The following is a 17740-nucleotide window of genomic DNA, read 5'->3' on the forward strand; positions in this document are numbered from 1 at the left end:
ATATTTAAAACCGCCTTCGGGCGGTTTTTTTATTTCCGTATATTTGTATTTCAAAAATTTTAGACTAATATTCTAAACTTTTAAAATTATTAAATAATGAATATCAAAAATATAATAGAACAAAAACTTTCAGAAGTAATTTTAAATGTTTTTCAATTGAAAGACATTAATCTGGAAGTTCAGGAAAATAAAACCGAATTTGAAGGAGATTTTACAATTGTGACTTTCCCTTTAGTGAAACAATTAAAAAAGAATCCAGAAAATATTGGAGTGGAATTGGGTGAAGCTTTAACAACACAAACTGAATTGTTAGAAAGCTTTAATGTAGTAAAAGGTTTTCTTAATATCAAAGTTAGAAATCAGTTTTTTGCAGATAATTTTAAATCTGTGGCCAATGATTTTGATACAGTAGAGAAGAAAAATTCTACGGTAATGGTTGAATATTCTTCACCAAATACTAATAAACCGCTTCACTTAGGACATATCAGAAATAATTTATTAGGTTTTTCTGTTGCTCAAATATTGAAAGAAGCGGGGTATGATGTGATTAAAACTCAGATTATTAATGATCGAGGAATTCACATTTGTAAGTCGATGTTGGCTTGGGAAAAGTTTGGAAAAAATGAAACTCCTGATGCTACTAATACAAAAGGTGACAAGTTCGTTGGAAATTATTATGTAAAGTTTGATCAGGAATATAAGAAAGAAATTGCTGAACTTATCACTCAAGGTGTTTCCGAAGATCAGGCGAAAAAAGATGCTTCTTTAATGAAGGAAGCTCAAAAAATGCTTTTGGACTGGGAAAATGGGGATGAAAATGTTAGAAATCTTTGGAATGAAATGAATTCCTGGGTTTACAAAGGTTTTAATGAAACGTATGGAAGATTAGGAGTAGATTTCGATCAGGTTCAGTATGAAAGCAATACTTATATTTTAGGAAAAGACCTTATTCAGGAAGGTTTGGATAAAGGTGTTTTGTATCAAAAGGAAGACGGTTCGGTTTGGTGTGATCTTACAGAAGATGGGCTAGATCAGAAATTGCTACTGCGTTCGGATGGGACTTCTGTATACATGACTCAGGATTTGGGAACTGCTGTAGAACGTTTTAAAGAGGGAAATATCCAAAAGTTAATTTATACCGTTGGAAACGAACAGGATTACCATTTTCAGGTTTTATTTAAAATCTTGGGGAAGCTTGGATATTCATGGGCAGATCAGCTGTATCACTTATCTTATGGAATGGTTGAACTTCCTAATGGTAGAATGAAATCTCGTGAAGGAACTGTTGTTGATGCCGATGATTTAATGCAGGATATGTATGAAACAGCAAAATCAATTACTACGGAATTAGGTAAGCTTGAAGGATTTTCTGAAGAAGAAAAAGAAGTTTCTTATGAAATTATCGGTCAGGCAGCATTGAAATATTTCATGCTGAAAGTTGATCCTAAGAAAAAAATGCTGTTCAATCCCGAAGAAAGTGTAGAATTTTCAGGGAATACTGGTCCGTTTATTTTGTATACTTATGCACGTATTCAATCTTTATTAGCAAAGGCAAATTACAGTTATCAGGAAATCTCAGATGCTGTTTATAACCAACAGGAGAAAGAATTGATTATGCTTTTAGCTAATTATAAAGCCATTGTAGAGAAAGCTGCTGAATCATTGAGTCCTGCTTTGGTTGCAAATTATCTTTATGATTTGGTTAAATCTTATAATTCGTTTTATCAGAGTAATCAGATTTTAAAAATTGATGATGAAAATCTAAAACAATTCCGTTTGAATCTATCAGACCTTACGGCAAAAACAATAAAAAAATCTTTACAGCTTTTAGGAATAAAAACGGTAAACAGAATGTAAAACAAAGCCCTTCAGAACTTCTGAAGGGCTTTGTTTTTTAAAAGTGGATGATCTTCTTCTATACTTTATTAATTTCATCTTTATGGCTGTCTTCGTATAATTTCGCATCGCTCCATTTGGCGTGCTGTGATGGGACGATTCTATATCCTTTTCTTAAAGCATATACTTTGGTATATTCTGCGCCGAAGAAAATCAACATACATGAATAATTAATCCACATCATAATTAAAATAACAGTTCCCGCCGTTCCAAAAGCAGAGGTAGGATTTGCTGCAGTGAAATAAAGACTTAATAAAAATTTTCCTAATGTAAATAAAACAGTGGTTAAGAATGCTCCTTTCCAAACTGGTTTCCAATTAATTTGAACATCCGGAAGTACTTTAAACATCAAAGCAAATAACAACATGACAATGATAAATCCAATGAGAAAATTAACCAATTGAGCTAAGACGTATGTTTCTAATCCAAAATAAGCGGTGATCCAATTGTTAAAAACGCTGATTAACGAAGAAAGAACCATTGTTATCATCAATAGAAATCCGATAATCAGAATCATTCCCAATGAATTAGCTCTGTCTAATAAAAATTTAACCAAAGCTTTTTTAGGCGCGGCTTTTACGTCCCAAAGACTGTTCAAAGAGTGTTGAAGCTGGAAAAATAAAGTCGTAGAACCATAGACCAGTGATCCGACACCTACAGCTTTCATGATGATATTTTCTTTGTCAATCAGAGCTCCGGCAATCATATCCTGAACACTTTTTGCTACATCCTTACCCATAATTCCGCTGATCTGACTGCTGATCTGCCCGCGGATTGCTTCTTCGCCGAAAAAATATCCTGCGATCCAGATAATAATAATTAACAATCCCGGAATTGAAAAAATAGCGTAATATGCTAAACTTGCAGAGTCGTTTGATGCAGATGATTTATTCCATTCGCTGAAGGTTTCTTTTAATGTTTCCCAGAAAAATTTTGCGTGTTTTACCATCTGTTTTCAAAGTTTAAATTAGAAAGGATATCCGATTGCAATATTTAAAACAAGATTGTCTTTTCTCCAATTGGAGTCTCCAAAATTAATTCGATCAAATGCCCAGCGGTCATTTTTTTCATAATAAGGAACTCTCAAAGGCATTGCTAAATCTAATCTTAATATCAGAATAGAGAAATCAAGTCTCAGACCAAAACCTGCTCCTACAGCAACTTCGCTTAAAAAATCTTTTGAAAATTTGGCTCCGGGTCTTTGCGGATCATCATTAATTAACCAGATATTTCCTGCATCTGCAAAAACAGCAACGTTCAAAAATTTATACAAATTAGCACGATATTCTGCATTTAATTCTAATTTCACATCACCCGACTGATCGAAATAAAATCCTTCCTGAACGGTTCTCGGATCAAAGCTTCCGGGTCCTAAAGTTCTCGCACGAAAAGCCCTGACACTATTACTTCCTCCTGAGAAAAACTGTTTAGAGAAAGGAATAAATTCTGAATTTCCATACGGATAAGCAACTCCTCCGATAAATCTTGTAGCTAAAGAAGTTTTTTCGGTGAATTTATGATAGAATCTGAAATCATTCTCTATTTTAGCATATTGACTAAACGGGATTCCGAAAATGTTTTTTACTTTATCCTTTTTTGCATTTGCTCCCGTTACTAAACCCGTGATATTTCCTGCGAGATCCAAAGTTCCTTTATAATAAATCGTATTTTTTCTCGGAAGCATCGTAGTGGTATACGTATAAGAATATGTTGGTCCGAAAATTAATTGTTTTTGAACAACTCTCTTCATTGCATCACTGTTTGCGGATATAGAATCATACAAAGGTGTAACTTTCGCAGGCGCCACCAACGTGACATCAAGGATTTTTAGATCATGTTCTTTCCTTGCATTTTCTTTCCAGACATAACCAAATGAACCGTTGAATGTATTTAGAGTATAATATTCTGTACGGTTTTGAAATTCGTAACCCAAAGTAATATTGGTTCTCGGAACAAAAGCACTGGAAGAATTAAATCTAAACGGTGCGACAAGTCTCGGAATGGAAAGCTGAACATTGGCACCTCCCCGGAAAAGGTTTTTAGCATTTTCGGGACCGCCAATCTGTACATCAAAAGCACCATAAACAGCCGCTTTAAATTGCTCTGCTCCACGGAAAAAGTTACGTTGTGTCCAATTAAGATTCAACTCGCTTCCGGCATAATTGGCAGAATTAGTTCTCCCTAAAGCTTCCAGGCGTAATGACTGAAGTTCTCTTGGAGTTAATAAATAATATGCATCAAATTTATGTTGTAAAGAATCTGAAACGACAAAATCATTTTTTACAAACTTAAAAACGCCCAAACTTATCAAACGGTTAAGCGTAAGGTTATGATCTTTACGATTATAAATATCACCTGATTTAAAATACAGGGCACGGTCGAAAATTTTTGGTTTGAATTTATTTTCAGGATCAATTACATAAATATCTCCGTGTTTATATTTTTCAAGAGAATCAGTATCCATAGGAACACTGTATTTTCCTTTTTTTACATCCCGAAGATTGTAATTCGGGAATACCACCACTTTGTCGATACTGAATTGCTGAGTCGAAAGATCGGGAGTATTGTCTTTTAGTTTTACATTAAGCTCAACTTTATGATTTTTAGTCACTGTACTATCCGCCTGAACGATAATATTATCAGGATGGAAATAATAAAATCCTTTTTCTTTTAAACCATTATCAATTCTTTCTCTCTCCGATTTTATGACATCAAGATCAAAGGGTTTTCCTTTTTTTAATAAAGTTCTGCCTGCAAGATTCTGGATTTCCTGATTCACCAATGAAGAATCTTTCTGAAATTTTACATCACTGATTAAATATCTTGCGCCGGGTCTTACAGTATAAATTACCCTGGCTTTTTTATTTTTCGAAACAGTATCGTACGTTGCTTTAGCATTAAAATATCCTTTATTCTCAGAATAATTCTGAATAATATCTTTGTTGAATTCACGATCTACATCGCCTAACAAAACAGGTTTTTCTCCGATTTTATACTTTAGCCAATAATTGAAACCTTTTTCTTTTTTGGGTTCTTTGGCAATATTATAGAAATACAATTTTGGTCTTAAACCCAAAAATGATGAGTTGGGTTTTGGAGTAAGATTTTCTTCTAATGCAGATTTTAATTCCTTTTTATCACTTTTGGAAATCGTATCATTTTCAATATTAATTTCTGCTCCGGTGTACAGCATTTGTCCTTCTTTCAGGTACTTTGTATTACTGCATGAAAGTGTAACCGATGCCATTCCGGAAACAAAGAAATATTTAAAATAGGTAGGGAATATGTTTTTCATTTATTTAAATTCTACGACTTGGTTCTGATTATTTTTTCTTGCTTCTCTGTTCTTTTTATTTCTGGATTTCCTGAAAATATCACGGAATTTGTCATAATCCAACGTAATGATAAATCCAACTCCTGTTTCTACGATTTGCCCTTGCAGAGCCACCTGATATTCATTCTTACGGTATGCGCGAAGCATATATCTTCCATCTTTTGAAAGGCTGTAATCTACCGTAACGTCTCCCGCAATATTGGTCATATTTTCATTTTGTCGGGCTTCACCTTCTAATCCGAAATTACTTCCTACCGAAACTTTCAGTCGGTCATTTAGCAGTTTTTTGCTTAATCCGACATTCAGATCGGTTCTGGTATTTTTTGCTCCTGTTGAATAATCTTCAGAAGATTCAAGATCAAAATTAAGATCAACTCCTTTGATCAAATCAGAAGCTAAATTGTTCAGTTGTTGAGAAAGAATTTTACTCACACTTTGTCTCGCCATCATTTCTCCGGACATTCCTGCGCTTGATTCAAAAGGATTTTCTCCTATAAATCTGTTGAGTAACAACAAGGCAAAAACCTGTTTGTTCATTTCCGATTCCTGAGTTCTGAGCTGAGATAATTTTTGATCGACAACATCGGTAACCGTTGATGAAACTGCATTATTTTTTTCGTCAGTTGTAATGTCAAATGTAATGACAGGTTTCAGCAATTCGCCTTTCATTTTTAATAAAGTATTGAAAGGTATTCTTTGTTTAAACTGATTCAATTCGGCGGAGCCGGCACCATATTGCTGTTCAATAAGATCAATCGGTGCCGCCTGAGTTTTATAAACGGCAGTAATATCAAGATTGGCAGTCGTCGGTTCTCCCGTCCAGGTAATTGTACTTCCTTTTTGAATATCAAACTTACGTTTCAGCACACTTACGGTCATCTCATAACTTCCGGATTCTACTTCGTAAACACCCACAAGCGTAGTTTTTCCTGAAGGATCAACCCCTCCTGTCAATTCTGCTTCACCCTGAAGTTTTACAAAATCTCCGTTGGCTTTGTCGATCAATAAAGATAATTTTGCTTCTTTGCTGATTTCGATATTCACATTCACGTCCATTCCTTTGATTTTACTTTGGGCATTTAAAGAATCGGCTTTAATCGTTTTATTTAAAACAACCTGATCCTGATCTATAAATTCTACAATCCCTTCTCTTTCCTGTAACGAAGGCGTTGACTGGGGAAGAACAAAAGTAAAATCTGTATTGTCTGAAACCGCTAATCTTCCATCAACTTTAGGCAAATCTAAATTTCCTCTGATTTTTAATCCTGCATCAATAGCCAGAATTCCGTACATAATTGCATCATCAGATTTCTCTGAATTTACCACTTTGAAATCTTTGGCGTTAAGATCAAGATTGAATGCAAAGTCTCGATAAGTCTGTGTTAAAACCTGTCCGTCGATTTTTAAAGAATTTCCGTCTTTATCGTTAATCTTAAAATTATCAAACTCGATGCCCCGGTTGGTAAAGTCAATTTCATCATTTAGTTTTCTGAAGTCACTTCCTGTTTTGGCAATTTCCAGTCCTGCATCATTGAATTTTACTTTACCTAAAATATTCGGTTTATCAGTTGTTCCTGTAATCTTTAAATTTCCGGAAATATAACCTTCTGTATTTGTAATCGCATTCATTGAAAAGCCCTGGACACTCTTCATCTGTAATTGATTAATCGCCATATTCAGATCGAATGTGCTTGAAGAAGTATTGTAATCTCCCAGAATTTTCACATCATTATTATTTCCTGAAAGCGCAATATCAGCATTTAAAAGATTGGGTGAAGAGTTGTTAACTTTCACTGCAAGATTTCCTACTGCATTTCCATAAACGATTAAATCTGTGATATTCAAATCAGAAGTGAAAGTCATATTTTTCGTCAAATTACGTAACTGTGCCGTTCCGTTAATCGTCCCTCTCGCTAAAACAGTATCTTTTTTAATGAGTTCTGTGATAGTCTCAATTTTAAAATCTTTCAACGAGACATTTAAAGGAGAATTCGCTGTCTGGCTTTCAGATTGTAAGGAAATTTCACTTCCCGCATTGGAAAGTCTGAAATTATCAGCTAAAATTCCGTTTTTACCAATTTGAATTTTATTATTTTCTGAAACATTCCAATCGGTGTAATTCAATTTTAATCCGTTCGGATTTAATGAGATTTCTGTAATGTCGTTCAGCGATTTTGCATTTCCTGCGATTAAGAACTGCGTGGCATCTTTTGCGTCTTTTGTAGTGATATTATAATTGATGATATTATTGGCAACATCTCCGTTAATATTTACTTTATTTAAAGCAAAACTTGAACTTTTCAGTGCTGCAACACTCAGATCATATTGTAAAGCCTGGTTCAGATTCGTCACTTTTATCGTAGCATTTTCAATGGAATTTTCACCATACGAAACCTGTGGAATTTGTCCGTCAATTTCAATTTTCTGCGAATCGGCATCATAATTTCCAACCAGATTAATGGTTTCAAAACTTTTCAGATCCGGAACAAATTTTCTGATCAGATCATCATTTTTAATTTTTGCATTAAAGGTAAAAAACTGTCCTGCCTGAATTTTTTCAGTCTTTTCAGGTTTTTGGAACTGATAATATTGATTAATCGTATTTGCCAGTGAACCAAAAATCTGTGTCAGTTTATATTTACCTTTCAGTTCAACATCTGCAATCTGCGAATTGAAATTGATTTGGGTAGAATCATTGGTAGATTTTGCAATTAAATTAACTTCCTGAACCGGATAAATTTCTTTTGTATCAGAGAAAGCAAAATCTTTTAGATTTAAATAACCATTCAGGTTATCAGGATCTAAACTTGTGAAATCTCCATCGATTTTCCCTGCCAAAATCATCGGGTCTTTGTAGAACCCAAGTTTATTAAGATCAAGTTTGATCACTTCACCATTAATTTTTACCGTAGGATTTTTTTCGTCATATATTCCCGAAGCCGTTAATAATAAATTGGCATTTGGATCTTTTGAATTTAAAATAATATTGTAAGCTCCGTGTCTGATTTTTCCTGTCAGATTCATATTTTGGTAACGATACCCTTTGTAAACTGCGGAAGCAACGTGACCTTTCAGGTCTGCATTGGCATTTTTGAAATCAAAACTTTCTCCTTTTGCATAAATCTGTGCTGAAACTGCTCCAATATCCTTATTCTGAATAATTTTTCCGATCTGTAATCCCTGAAGATTGGCTTTTACATCATATAGTTCATGATTTTTTCTGCGCATATCAACTTTTGCTACGACAGATGCATTTCCAAGAGTAGAGTAGAGGTTTAAGTTAGCATCTACAACCTTGGTCGTTCCTTTTGCCGTTCCTTTGATGCTCATGTGGGAAGGCAGGGAAATGTTCGACGGAATTGTATTTTTCGGAACTAAATTAAATATTGTCTTTGCTGATGAAGATAATTCTGCAATTTTTAAATCATAATATAAATTGTCGGGATTCATTACGTTTTTAACTCGACCTGAAGCTGCAACTCTTAATTGATCCAAGCCTGAAACTTTCAGATTATTGATTAGTAAATCATTAACGTTTCCTTTTACATTAGCGTTTACATTCAAAATCGCATTCGGATATTTATTGAATGGAATGGTATTTATTAATGTAGGAGCCAAATTTAAAATATCAGAAAAACCGATTTTTGAATCTTTAATATTTGCTGAAATCTGTACTGCTCCCAAATTTGAACTTAGCTGCTCAATGGAATTATAATTTAAAACAACCTCATCACGCAGAATCGTTTTCGGAGTCTGTAAGTATAAATCTTTTAAATATGCTTCTTTTTCATTATAAACAAAATCTGTATTGAATTTCTGAATATCCAATCCTCTCGCTTCCTGAATTTCTGCTGAATTTATACTTCCGGCAAACGTATTATTCTGCATTTTGAAGCTTCTCACCTCAATATTCATTTTGGAAAAATTCAGGTGATTGAAATCCATTCCCTGTTTTGTAGGAGCGATTGCGGTGTTATTGTACGCAACTTTTACGTCATTTAGAACCAATTTTCCAAGCAATACACCTAATGCTTTTTGCTGATCGGCAGCTTTTGAAACTTCAGGTTCTTTGCTCTCTTTCGGATTGGCGTTTTGGGCGGGAAGATAAAGATTAGCATTAATATCTGCTCCGGAAAGGATAACATTATCAACATTATAAGCATTATTTTCCAGATCAAGTTTATTGACTTTCGTGCTTAATTCTTTAAATAAAACTTTGGCGAAAGTTTTGGTATTGTCATCACCATAATCAATATTGAAATTCGTCAGCTTGATTCCTCTTAAACCAATCTGCATCGGTTTTTTATTGTTTAAAGAATCAACTTTCTTTTCTACTTTTTGAGAAACTTCTTCTACAAGATCCTGCTTTAATTTTAACTGTAATCCGTCAAGATTAATATCGTTTACAGCATAAGAATTATTTTGCAGATCAAAAGTTTTTACTCTTGTATCAAAAGATTTGAAGTATAATTTGATGTCATTTCGTGATTGCTGATCGTTGAAAGTAACGCCAATATCTTTTAGATTAATCTTATCTAAAGAAATAATGAACGGTTTCGACGGGCTTTCCTCTTTGTCAGTCGTCGCAAAAGCATCCAAAATATAATCAAAATTGAATTTCCCGTCAGGTTTTCTTACCACATTGGCTCTTGCTCCTTCAAGATCTACCGAAGTAATATCTGCAGTGGAACTCATAAGTTTTAACATATTCAAGCCGACATCGAGTTTTTTTACCGCTAAAAGTGTATCGACTTCCTGTCCTTTTAAATACAAATTTTCCATAACAAGACTGTTTGGAAACCCTATGTAAACTTTTTCGAGACTTACTTTTGTTTTGATTTTTTTCTCAAGATAGACGACAAGTTTGTCTTTAATAAAATTCTGGACTACCGGAAGCCGTAAACTGAGTATAAGCAACGTAAGAAAAACCAATATCGAAATAATGGTTATTACAATACCTCTAATGAGTTTTCGTTTATTAATTTTCAATGCTGATGGGATTTAAAAACAAATATAATACTACTAAATATACTACTGATCTGTTGTGGTATCCCTTATGAGTACAAAAATCCTGCCTTGGCCGCCATTTGTGGAATTTAGTTTAGTTGTCAAGTGAATTTAGTTGATAATGACAGCCAAAGCTCGGATTTGTTTTTAGAAAAATGCTCTCTTTACAATCGTTTTATTAATGTTGAAAAGGTTTAATAAAAATGATAATGCAAATGGTAGTCGTAAAGAAAGCATGAGATATGGATATTAAATTTCTTCAGTTAATAAACTTTCTAATCATTTCCGTTTTCCCATTTTACTTCTTCGCCCTGTGGTTTTGCGCCACCTTGTGCTACTGTAATAGGAGCTGTTTCCTGATTGATATGATAAATATATGCTGCAATTTTTTCAGCATCTCTTCCTGTAATGGTTCCTTCTTTTATGAATGGTCTCATCGTAGGGTTATTCGGCGAACCATTTTCAAGCATCCAGATCACGTTTTTGAAAAGGCTTTTTTGTTTTATGTTAATCCAGTGTGTGTCTGTTAAATTCGGTCCGATTCCTCCTTTTGCTCCGTCTCCGTGGCAGGTCACACAGTTGGTTTTGAAAAGTTCCTGACCTTCTGCAATATTATCTGCGCTGTATTTTGCAGTTTCCAATGTTACCCGAGGTGCTGTTTTTTCATATTCTGCAATAGATGCCAGCATTGTCTTGGTTTCTTTGTTTAATTCAGCTTCAGGATGGGCATAATCTGAGAAAGTAAAAGCGGTTAAATACACTGCGCAGAAAATACATCCGAAATAAAATAAGCCAATCCACCATTTAGGAAGAGAATTATCCAGTTCTGTAATTCCGTCGAAACCATGATCAATCAAAATATCTTTTTCCTCTGTTGCAGACTGCTTTTTGAATGCTGAATTCCAAAGTTTCTGATAATAAGGAATACTTTTATCTTTTAAATATTTTGCTTTTTCTTCATCGGATAATTTAGAGAAATTCTGATTTTCAATTAAATCTCCCAAAGAATTCATGATTAAAAGAAGGATAATGGCAATCAACATTAATCCCCAGAAAAATGGTGACGAAAAATATCCTGAATCCTGTGCGAACATTTCGAACGCCATGATCGTTAAACCTACAGTTGCAAGGATATAGACTGAAATTGGGGTTCTTGTTTTCATTTTAATTACAATTTAAATTATTCTGCACTTGCTGTCTGAATCTGAGTCGTCTTAATATCTGTTCCTAATCTTTGCAGATAGGCAATCATTGCTACGATTTCTCTTTGCTCAAGCGGAACGAAAGATGCCCCTTTTGCTGCTTTGTCTTTTTCTACCTGATCTCTTACATCAGTTGCTTCGGCATAAATTCTTTTAACGATTGCTTTAGACTGATTATCTGCCCATTGATTGGCAGAATCTATTTCTGCTCTTGTGTAAGGAACATCGAATGAATTTTTCATTAATTTCATTTTGTTCACCATCTGGCTTTTGTCTAATGTGTTCATAATTAACCAGGGGAAACGAGGCATGATAGAACCTGCTGAAGTAATTCTTGGGTTGTACATGTGTTTGAAATGCCATGAATCGGGGTTTCTGCCGCCTTCTCTGTGTAAATCCGGTCCGGTTCTCTTAGATCCCCACAAGAATGGTCTGTCATAAATAAATTCTCCTGCTTTAGAATATTGTCCGTTTTTACCTTCAAATCTTACGATCTCGTCACGGAAAGGTCGGATCATCTGTGAATGACAGGCATTACAGCCTTCTCTGATATACAAATCTCTTCCTTCTAATTCTAATGGTGAATAAGGTTTCACCGATGTAATGGTCGGAACACTTTGTTTTAAAGTTAATGTCGGAACAATTTCTACAATACCTCCGATGGCAATTGTAATGAATGCTAATATGGCTAATAATCTCGGTGTTCTTTCTAACCAAAGATGAACGCCTTCGCCTTCTTTTCTTGCAGTTCCAATATTGGCTAAAGCCGGAGCTTCTGCCGGAACATTTTTCTGGAATGAACCTTTTCTAACTGTTGCAATGATGTTTACAACCATTAAGATTGCTCCTGAAAGATAAAATATACCTCCTGAAAATCTCAATTTATAATATGGAATAATTGCTGTAACGGTATCCAGCCAGTTTTTCCAAAGCAAAGTTCCGTCAGGATTGAACTGTTTCCACATTAATCCTTGTGTGAATCCTGCGATATACATTGGGACTGCGTAGAAAATAATTCCTAAAGTTCCCAACCAGAAATGCCAGTTGGCTAATTTTTTAGACCAAAGATCTGTTCTCCACATCACCGGAATTAGGTAATAAACAACCCCAAAAGCCATGAAACCATTCCATCCAAGTGCTCCTAAATGTACGTGACCGATAACCCAGTCGGTGTAGTGACCAATTTTATTTAGAGATTTTGTAGCTAAAAGCGGACCTTCAAAAGTTGCCATTCCGTAACAGGTAACAGCGACAACGAAGAATTTCAAAATAGGATTTTCTCTTACTTTATCCCAAGCTCCTCTCAACGTTAATAATCCGTTCAGCATTCCTCCCCAAGATGGAGCGATTAGCATAATAGAGAAACCTGTTCCCACCGCCTGAGCCCAAGCCGGCAAGGCTGTGTACTGTAAATGGTGTGGTCCTGCCCAAAGGTAAACGAAGATCAGAGACCAAAAGTGGATAATAGATAATTTATAAGAGAATACAGGTCTGTCGGCTGCTTTTGGTAAAAAATAATACATCAAGCCTAAAACCGGAGTCGTCAATACAAACGCAACTGCATTGTGGCCGTACCACCACTGAACCAACGCATCTTTTGCTCCTGCATACACTGAATATGATTTCCAGCTTGTAAAAGATAAGGGAACTTCCAGATTATTAAAAATGTGAAGCATTGCTACCGCCAACCAAGTTCCTATATAAAACCAAATGGCTACATATAAATGTCTAACTCTTCTTTTGGCAATCGTTCCGAACATATTAATTCCGAAAATAACCCAGGAAATAGTAATTAAAATATCAATTGGCCATTCGTGTTCTGCATATTCTTTTGATGTGTTGATACCCATTAAGAAAGTAATCACCACAGAAATAATCATAATTTGCCATGTCCAGAAATGAATCCATGAAAGGGTATCGCTGTACATTCTGGTTTTAAGCAATCTCTGCATACTGTAATAAGCACCGCAAAAGAAGGAATTGCAGACAAATGCAAAAATAACAGCACTTGTGTGCAACATTCTGATTCTTCCGAAGCCTAGTGCTCCTTGCGTATTAACCAATCCCTGAATATTTCCCGATGCCAAACTTTTAATCGTTGTGTCATCTGTTCCGAATAAAAATTCGGGAAGTTCAGGATAAAAAAGCATCAGTGCAGCGGTAAGTCCGAGTAAAAAGCCCACCAAACCGAATGCTATTGTAGCATAGAGGAATGCTCTGACAATATTATTGTCATAATTAAATCTTTGCGTCTCCATAATTCCTATGTGTTGTACCGAAGTGATATTTCCTTTAAAACAAGAATTTTTAAGTAAATTTTAAATTCAGGTTTTAAATATCATGTAGCGTAATAATGTTTTGCCAAAGGTATTCACTAACTTTGTGTAAGTCTAATAGATATACTTCTAAAGTATACTGAAAACTACTAAAATAGGGATAATGAAAATATGTGGACAAAATATTAGGAAAATCAGAAGGACTAAGGATTTTACGCAGGAATATATGGCTTTTGAGATGGGAATTTCTCAAAAAGCATATTCTGATATCGAAAACTCTAAAGTGAAAATTAATCTGGAAATTTTAACGAAGATTTCCGATATTTTGGAAATAAAACCTTCTGATATTTGCAGTATTTCTCATAAATGCGGAAATGACGAGTATCAAGATAAGTATCAAGATCTTTTGGAATATATGAAACAAAATAACATCACTGTTCCTGAAGAATTTAAATAAAAATAGCCACATTTTTACAAAAATGTGGCTATTGAATTTATAACTAAAAGTGAGTTAATTTCCTGATGAAATTTTAATTAAATTTTTGAAGAATATTATGACAGAGTTTATACAAAAGAAAAAACCATTCTTTTAGAATGGTTTTTCGTAGACCCACAGGGATTCGAACCCCGACTGACGGTACCAAAAACCGGAGTGCTACCGTTACACTATAGGTCTGTCTTATTTTGGTGAGGCGAATTTACAGCTTTTTTCATTATTTGCAAATACTTTTTAAACTTTTTTTTAAATTTACTTCACAATTTATTCATGGAAATTATGGTGATAGACTTCAATAATCTCAATATTAATCAATTATATTACAAAACGGAATTTGAAGAAAAAGTGAAAAATTTTATTGAAGAATGGTTTTCGGATTCTGTGATGGTGAAAGTTCAGACTTCCGGTTCTACAGGAATTCCTAAAGTTTTTGATATTGAAAAAAAGAAAATGATCAGTTCAGCGGAAATGACGTGTAATTTTTTAAACTTACAAGAAAATGCTTCCGCATTGATCTGTCTTCCGATTGAATATATTTCTGGGAAAATGATGGTTGTTCGTTCGATCGTGAGAAAATTGAAGTTGGTGGTGGTTGATCCTTCCGCAAAACCTTTGGAAAAATTAACTGAAGAAATTGATTTCTGTGCCATGACTCCTTTACAGGTTGAAAACTCGTTAGATAAATTAAATTTGATTAAAAACCTGATTATCGGTGGAGCGGCTGTTTCTGAAAGTTTGAAAAATAAAATTACAGACACCCTAAAGCTCTCAAACTCTCAAACCCAAATATTTGAAACGTATGGAATGTCTGAAACACTTTCTCATATTGCATTAAAGAAGATTTTTCCTCAACCAGAAGAATACTTTACTATTTTTGAAAATATTACCATTTCTAAAGATAAAAGAGGTTGCCTGAAAATTTTTGCACCTAATTTAAATAATGAAGTATTGCAGACTAATGATTTAGTTGAAATTAAAAATGAAAATCAGTTTAAGTTTTTAGGAAGAATTGATAACGTGATCAATTCTGCTGGGGCGAAAATTTTTCCCGAACAACTGGAAGTTTTAGTAAAGAAAAAAATTCCTAATGAAGCTGTTTTTTTAGGAATTAATGATGAAAGTCTGGGGCAAAAATTGATATTAATCATTGAAGGTGAAGAAACTAAAGACATAGTTAATGAAATTTCTGAAATTAAGTTTGAGAAAAATTTTCACAAACCCAAAGAAATAATTTTTATTGAAAAGATTTCAAGAACACCAAACGGAAAAATTAACCGTATTGAGTTGCTAAACTTAATTCAAAAGAATGATGGAATAATTACAAAACGGTAATTTTATATTATGAAAGACTTTTCAAAGGAACTCAATTTCAAAACTTCCCGAAGCAGTGGGGCAGGAGGGCAGAATGTGAATAAAGTGGAGACTTCAGTGACTGTTCTTTGGAAAGTTTCTAAATCAGAATTTTTTTATGAAGATCAAAAGGATTTAATTCAGGATAAGCTGAAAAACAGAATCAATGCAGACGGATTTTTATTTTTGACAGTTTCTGAAAGCCGAACGCAATTAATGAATAAAAACAAAGCCATTGAAAAAATTCTGGAAATTGTAGATAAAGCGTTATTTATTCCTAAAAAAAGATTTGCCACAAAACCTTCAAAAGGTCAAAAACAAAAGAGACTTGATAATAAAAAGAAAATTTCTGAGAAAAAAGATAATAGAAAATTTAAATATTAAACCTGTTTAAATTTTTAACATTACGTTTTAAAATCAGATTATTTAATTTTAATATTTAGTTCTATTCTTAGTTTGAGAAAAATCTTATTTTTGCGGGAAAATTTTAAACCAATGATTAAAAAACTAATAACGTTTGGATTATTTTCGATTGCAACACTTTCATTTGCTCAGGAAGCAGATACGAAAGTGCAGCAAAAATTTACTATTATGCCATCAGTTGGTTTCGGGTGGAGATTAGCAGCTACACCAAAAGGAATTAATAATGAAACTAAAAATTATATTAAAGGGCTAAAAAGTGGCGTAAACTTTGATATTTCTGCGTATTATAATGTGAAAAATGTTGGAATTGGAGTTAAATATTCCAACTACAGTGCGTCAAGTGATGGGAGACTTACAGTACAAGATCAAAATGGCAATTTTGTTTCCGCAAATGTAAGTACAAAAGATCATATCATTTTCGTGGGTCCAGCTTTAATGTATTCTAATTACAATGAAGACACAAAACATAAATTGTTTATGGATTTCGGAATTGGAACAATTACTTATAAAACAGTAACAGGAAATGTGACGGGAAAAGGAACGAATCTCGGTCTGGAAGCTGATTTCGCTTATCAATACGCTGTTTCAAAGAATTTCTACATTGGTCCTAAACTTGGATTTACAGCAGGAACTTTATCTAAAATGAAATATAACGGGCAGACTATTCATTTTGAAGATGATCAAAAAGAAGGTTTAGCGAGAGTTTCTTTGAGCGCAGCCGCTACATTCCGTTTTTAAGTTTTATCTTTGCAAAAATTAAAAAAATGAGTAAGCCAATTACTGAATTTATAGAAAAATATTATCTGCATTTCAATGCTGCTGCTTTGGTAGATGCTTCTAAAGGATATGTTGCTCATCTTAAAGATGGCGGGAAAATGATGATTACTTTGGCGGGAGCAATGTCTACGGCTGAGTTAGGAAAAATTCTTGCTGAAATGATTCGTCAGGATAAAGTAGATTTTATTTCTTGTACAGGAGCGAATCTTGAAGAAGATTTGATGAATCTTGTAGCGCATTCTCACTACGAAAGAGTTCCTCATTACAGAGATTTAACGGCTCAGGACGAATGGGATTTGTTGGAGAGAGGTTTAAACAGAGTTACAGATACTTGTATCCCTGAAGAAGAGGCTTTCAGAAGATTGCAGAAACATATTGTTGAAATCTGGAAAGATGCTGAAGCTAAAGGTGAAAGATATTTCCCGCATGAATTTATGTATAAAATGATTCTTTCAGGAGTATTGGAGCAGTATTACGAAATTCCGAGAGAAAATTCTTGGATGATCGCAGCAGCTGAGAAAAATTTACCAATTGTTGTTCCTGGATGGGAAGATTCTACAATGGGTAACATCTTCGCTTCTTACTGTATTAAAGGTGAATTGACTGCAACTACAATGAAATCCGGTATCGAATACATGACGTATTTGGCAGATTGGTACACTAAAAACTCAGCAGGAAAAGGTGTTGGTTTCTTCCAGATTGGTGGAGGTATCGCAGGAGATTTCCCGATTTGTGTTGTTCCGATGTTGTATCAGGATATGGAAATGCATGACATTCCGTTCTGGTCTTATTTCTGTCAGATTTCAGATTCTACGACTTCTTATGGTTCTTATTCAGGAGCTGTTCCGAACGAGAAAATTACTTGGGGTAAACTGGATATTACTACACCGAAATTTATCGTTGAAAGTGATGCAACCATCTGTGCACCATTGATGTTCTCTTATATTTTGGAGAATTAATCGTAAAAATAATAATCAAC

General features: G+C 34.2%; 11 protein-coding genes and 1 tRNA gene. 6 read left to right on the plus strand and 6 right to left on the minus strand.

The genetic code is table 11. From position 1 onward, the window contains the following. Positions 1 to 96 precede the first annotated feature (96 nt). Positions 97 to 1857, plus strand: a complete 1761-nt coding sequence (gene argS, locus ASG22_RS10770) for an arginine--tRNA ligase (protein ID WP_055983994.1) — start codon at positions 97 to 99, stop codon at positions 1855 to 1857. A 58-nt stretch (positions 1858 to 1915) separates the two neighbouring features. Here argS and ASG22_RS10775 read toward each other — a convergent pair whose 3' ends face one another. The 5 genes from ASG22_RS10775 to ccoN all read right to left on the minus strand — a co-directional run bounded on the left by ASG22_RS10775 (position 1916) and on the right by ccoN (position 13697). Further along, positions 1916 to 2845 (minus strand): YihY/virulence factor BrkB family protein, encoded by a 930-nt coding sequence (locus tag ASG22_RS10775; RefSeq protein WP_055983997.1) that lies wholly within the window; start codon positions 2843 to 2845, stop codon positions 1916 to 1918. A gap of 18 nt (positions 2846 to 2863) precedes the next feature. Further along, positions 2864 to 5191 carry a BamA/TamA family outer membrane protein gene (locus tag ASG22_RS10780; protein ID WP_055984000.1) on the minus strand — a complete coding sequence of 776 codons (2328 nt, stop codon included), beginning with the start codon at positions 5189 to 5191 and terminating at the stop codon, positions 2864 to 2866. Then, the gene (locus ASG22_RS10785) at positions 5192 to 10012 is read right to left on the minus strand and encodes a translocation/assembly module TamB domain-containing protein (protein ID WP_238586901.1); all 4821 of its coding nucleotides are present in this window, start codon (positions 10010 to 10012) and stop codon (positions 5192 to 5194) included. Positions 10013 to 10512: 500 nt separating this feature from the next. Continuing rightward, on the minus strand, positions 10513 to 11400 hold the full coding sequence (locus ASG22_RS10790) for a cytochrome c (protein ID WP_055984005.1): 888 nt from the start codon (positions 11398 to 11400) through the stop codon (positions 10513 to 10515). 17 nt (positions 11401 to 11417) lie between these two features. Continuing rightward, positions 11418 to 13697: a cytochrome-c oxidase, cbb3-type subunit I gene (gene ccoN, locus ASG22_RS10795; RefSeq protein WP_055984007.1), complete on the minus strand. Its 2280-nt coding sequence runs from the start codon at positions 13695 to 13697 to the stop codon at positions 11418 to 11420. Positions 13698 to 13878: 181 nt separating this feature from the next. Here ccoN and ASG22_RS10800 point away from each other — a divergent pair, with 181 nt between their 5' ends. After that, positions 13879 to 14172 carry a helix-turn-helix domain-containing protein gene (locus ASG22_RS10800; protein WP_055984010.1) on the plus strand — a complete coding sequence of 98 codons (294 nt, stop codon included), beginning with the start codon at positions 13879 to 13881 and terminating at the stop codon, positions 14170 to 14172. Positions 14173 to 14320: 148 nt separating this feature from the next. Here the strand turns inward: ASG22_RS10800 and ASG22_RS10805 are convergent. Further along, positions 14321 to 14391 (minus strand) — tRNA-Gln (locus ASG22_RS10805). Positions 14392 to 14490: 99 nt separating this feature from the next. On the opposite strand from ASG22_RS10805, the gene ASG22_RS10810 reads away from it, so the two are divergent. The 4 genes from ASG22_RS10810 to ASG22_RS10825 all read left to right on the plus strand — a co-directional run bounded on the left by ASG22_RS10810 (position 14491) and on the right by ASG22_RS10825 (position 17720). Continuing rightward, positions 14491 to 15543: an AMP-binding protein gene (locus ASG22_RS10810; RefSeq protein WP_055986770.1), complete on the plus strand. Its 1053-nt coding sequence runs from the start codon at positions 14491 to 14493 to the stop codon at positions 15541 to 15543. Between the two features lie 9 nt (positions 15544 to 15552). After that, the gene (arfB, locus tag ASG22_RS10815) at positions 15553 to 15945 is read left to right on the plus strand and encodes an alternative ribosome rescue aminoacyl-tRNA hydrolase ArfB (RefSeq protein ID WP_055984012.1); all 393 of its coding nucleotides are present in this window, start codon (positions 15553 to 15555) and stop codon (positions 15943 to 15945) included. Positions 15946 to 16056: 111 nt separating this feature from the next. Continuing rightward, positions 16057 to 16722, plus strand: coding sequence for an autotransporter domain-containing protein (locus ASG22_RS10820; protein WP_055984015.1), 666 nt, complete (start codon positions 16057 to 16059; stop codon positions 16720 to 16722). A gap of 26 nt (positions 16723 to 16748) precedes the next feature. Beyond that, positions 16749 to 17720, plus strand: a complete 972-nt coding sequence (locus ASG22_RS10825) for a deoxyhypusine synthase family protein (RefSeq protein WP_055984018.1) — start codon at positions 16749 to 16751, stop codon at positions 17718 to 17720. The last annotated feature ends 20 nt before the right edge of the window (positions 17721 to 17740 follow it).

The sequence above is a fragment of the Chryseobacterium sp. Leaf405 genome, from assembly GCF_001425355.1.
Taxonomy (GTDB): Bacteria; Bacteroidota; Bacteroidia; order Flavobacteriales; family Weeksellaceae; genus Chryseobacterium.

Excerpts from the sequence above, each read along its gene's own strand:
- ASG22_RS10790 (WP_055984005.1), bottom strand. The coding sequence starts at position 11,400 with ATGAAAACAAGAACCCCAATTTCAGTCTATATCCTTGCAACTGTAGGT.
- ccoN (WP_055984007.1), bottom strand. The coding sequence starts at position 13,697 with ATGGAGACGCAAAGATTTAATTATGACAATAATATTGTCAGAGCATTC.
- ASG22_RS10825 (WP_055984018.1), top strand. The coding sequence starts at position 16,749 with ATGAGTAAGCCAATTACTGAATTTATAGAAAAATATTATCTGCATTTC.
- ASG22_RS10785 (WP_238586901.1), bottom strand. The coding sequence starts at position 10,012 with ATGGAAAATTTGTATTTAAAAGGACAGGAAGTCGATACACTTTTAGCG.
- arfB (WP_055984012.1), top strand. The coding sequence starts at position 15,553 with ATGAAAGACTTTTCAAAGGAACTCAATTTCAAAACTTCCCGAAGCAGT.
- argS (WP_055983994.1), top strand. The coding sequence starts at position 97 with ATGAATATCAAAAATATAATAGAACAAAAACTTTCAGAAGTAATTTTA.
- ASG22_RS10810 (WP_055986770.1), top strand. The coding sequence starts at position 14,491 with ATGGTGATAGACTTCAATAATCTCAATATTAATCAATTATATTACAAA.
- ASG22_RS10775 (WP_055983997.1), bottom strand. The coding sequence starts at position 2,845 with ATGGTAAAACACGCAAAATTTTTCTGGGAAACATTAAAAGAAACCTTC.
- ASG22_RS10820 (WP_055984015.1), top strand. The coding sequence starts at position 16,057 with ATGATTAAAAAACTAATAACGTTTGGATTATTTTCGATTGCAACACTT.
- ASG22_RS10800 (WP_055984010.1), top strand. The coding sequence starts at position 13,879 with ATGAAAATATGTGGACAAAATATTAGGAAAATCAGAAGGACTAAGGAT.
- ASG22_RS10780 (WP_055984000.1), bottom strand. The coding sequence starts at position 5,191 with ATGAAAAACATATTCCCTACCTATTTTAAATATTTCTTTGTTTCCGGA.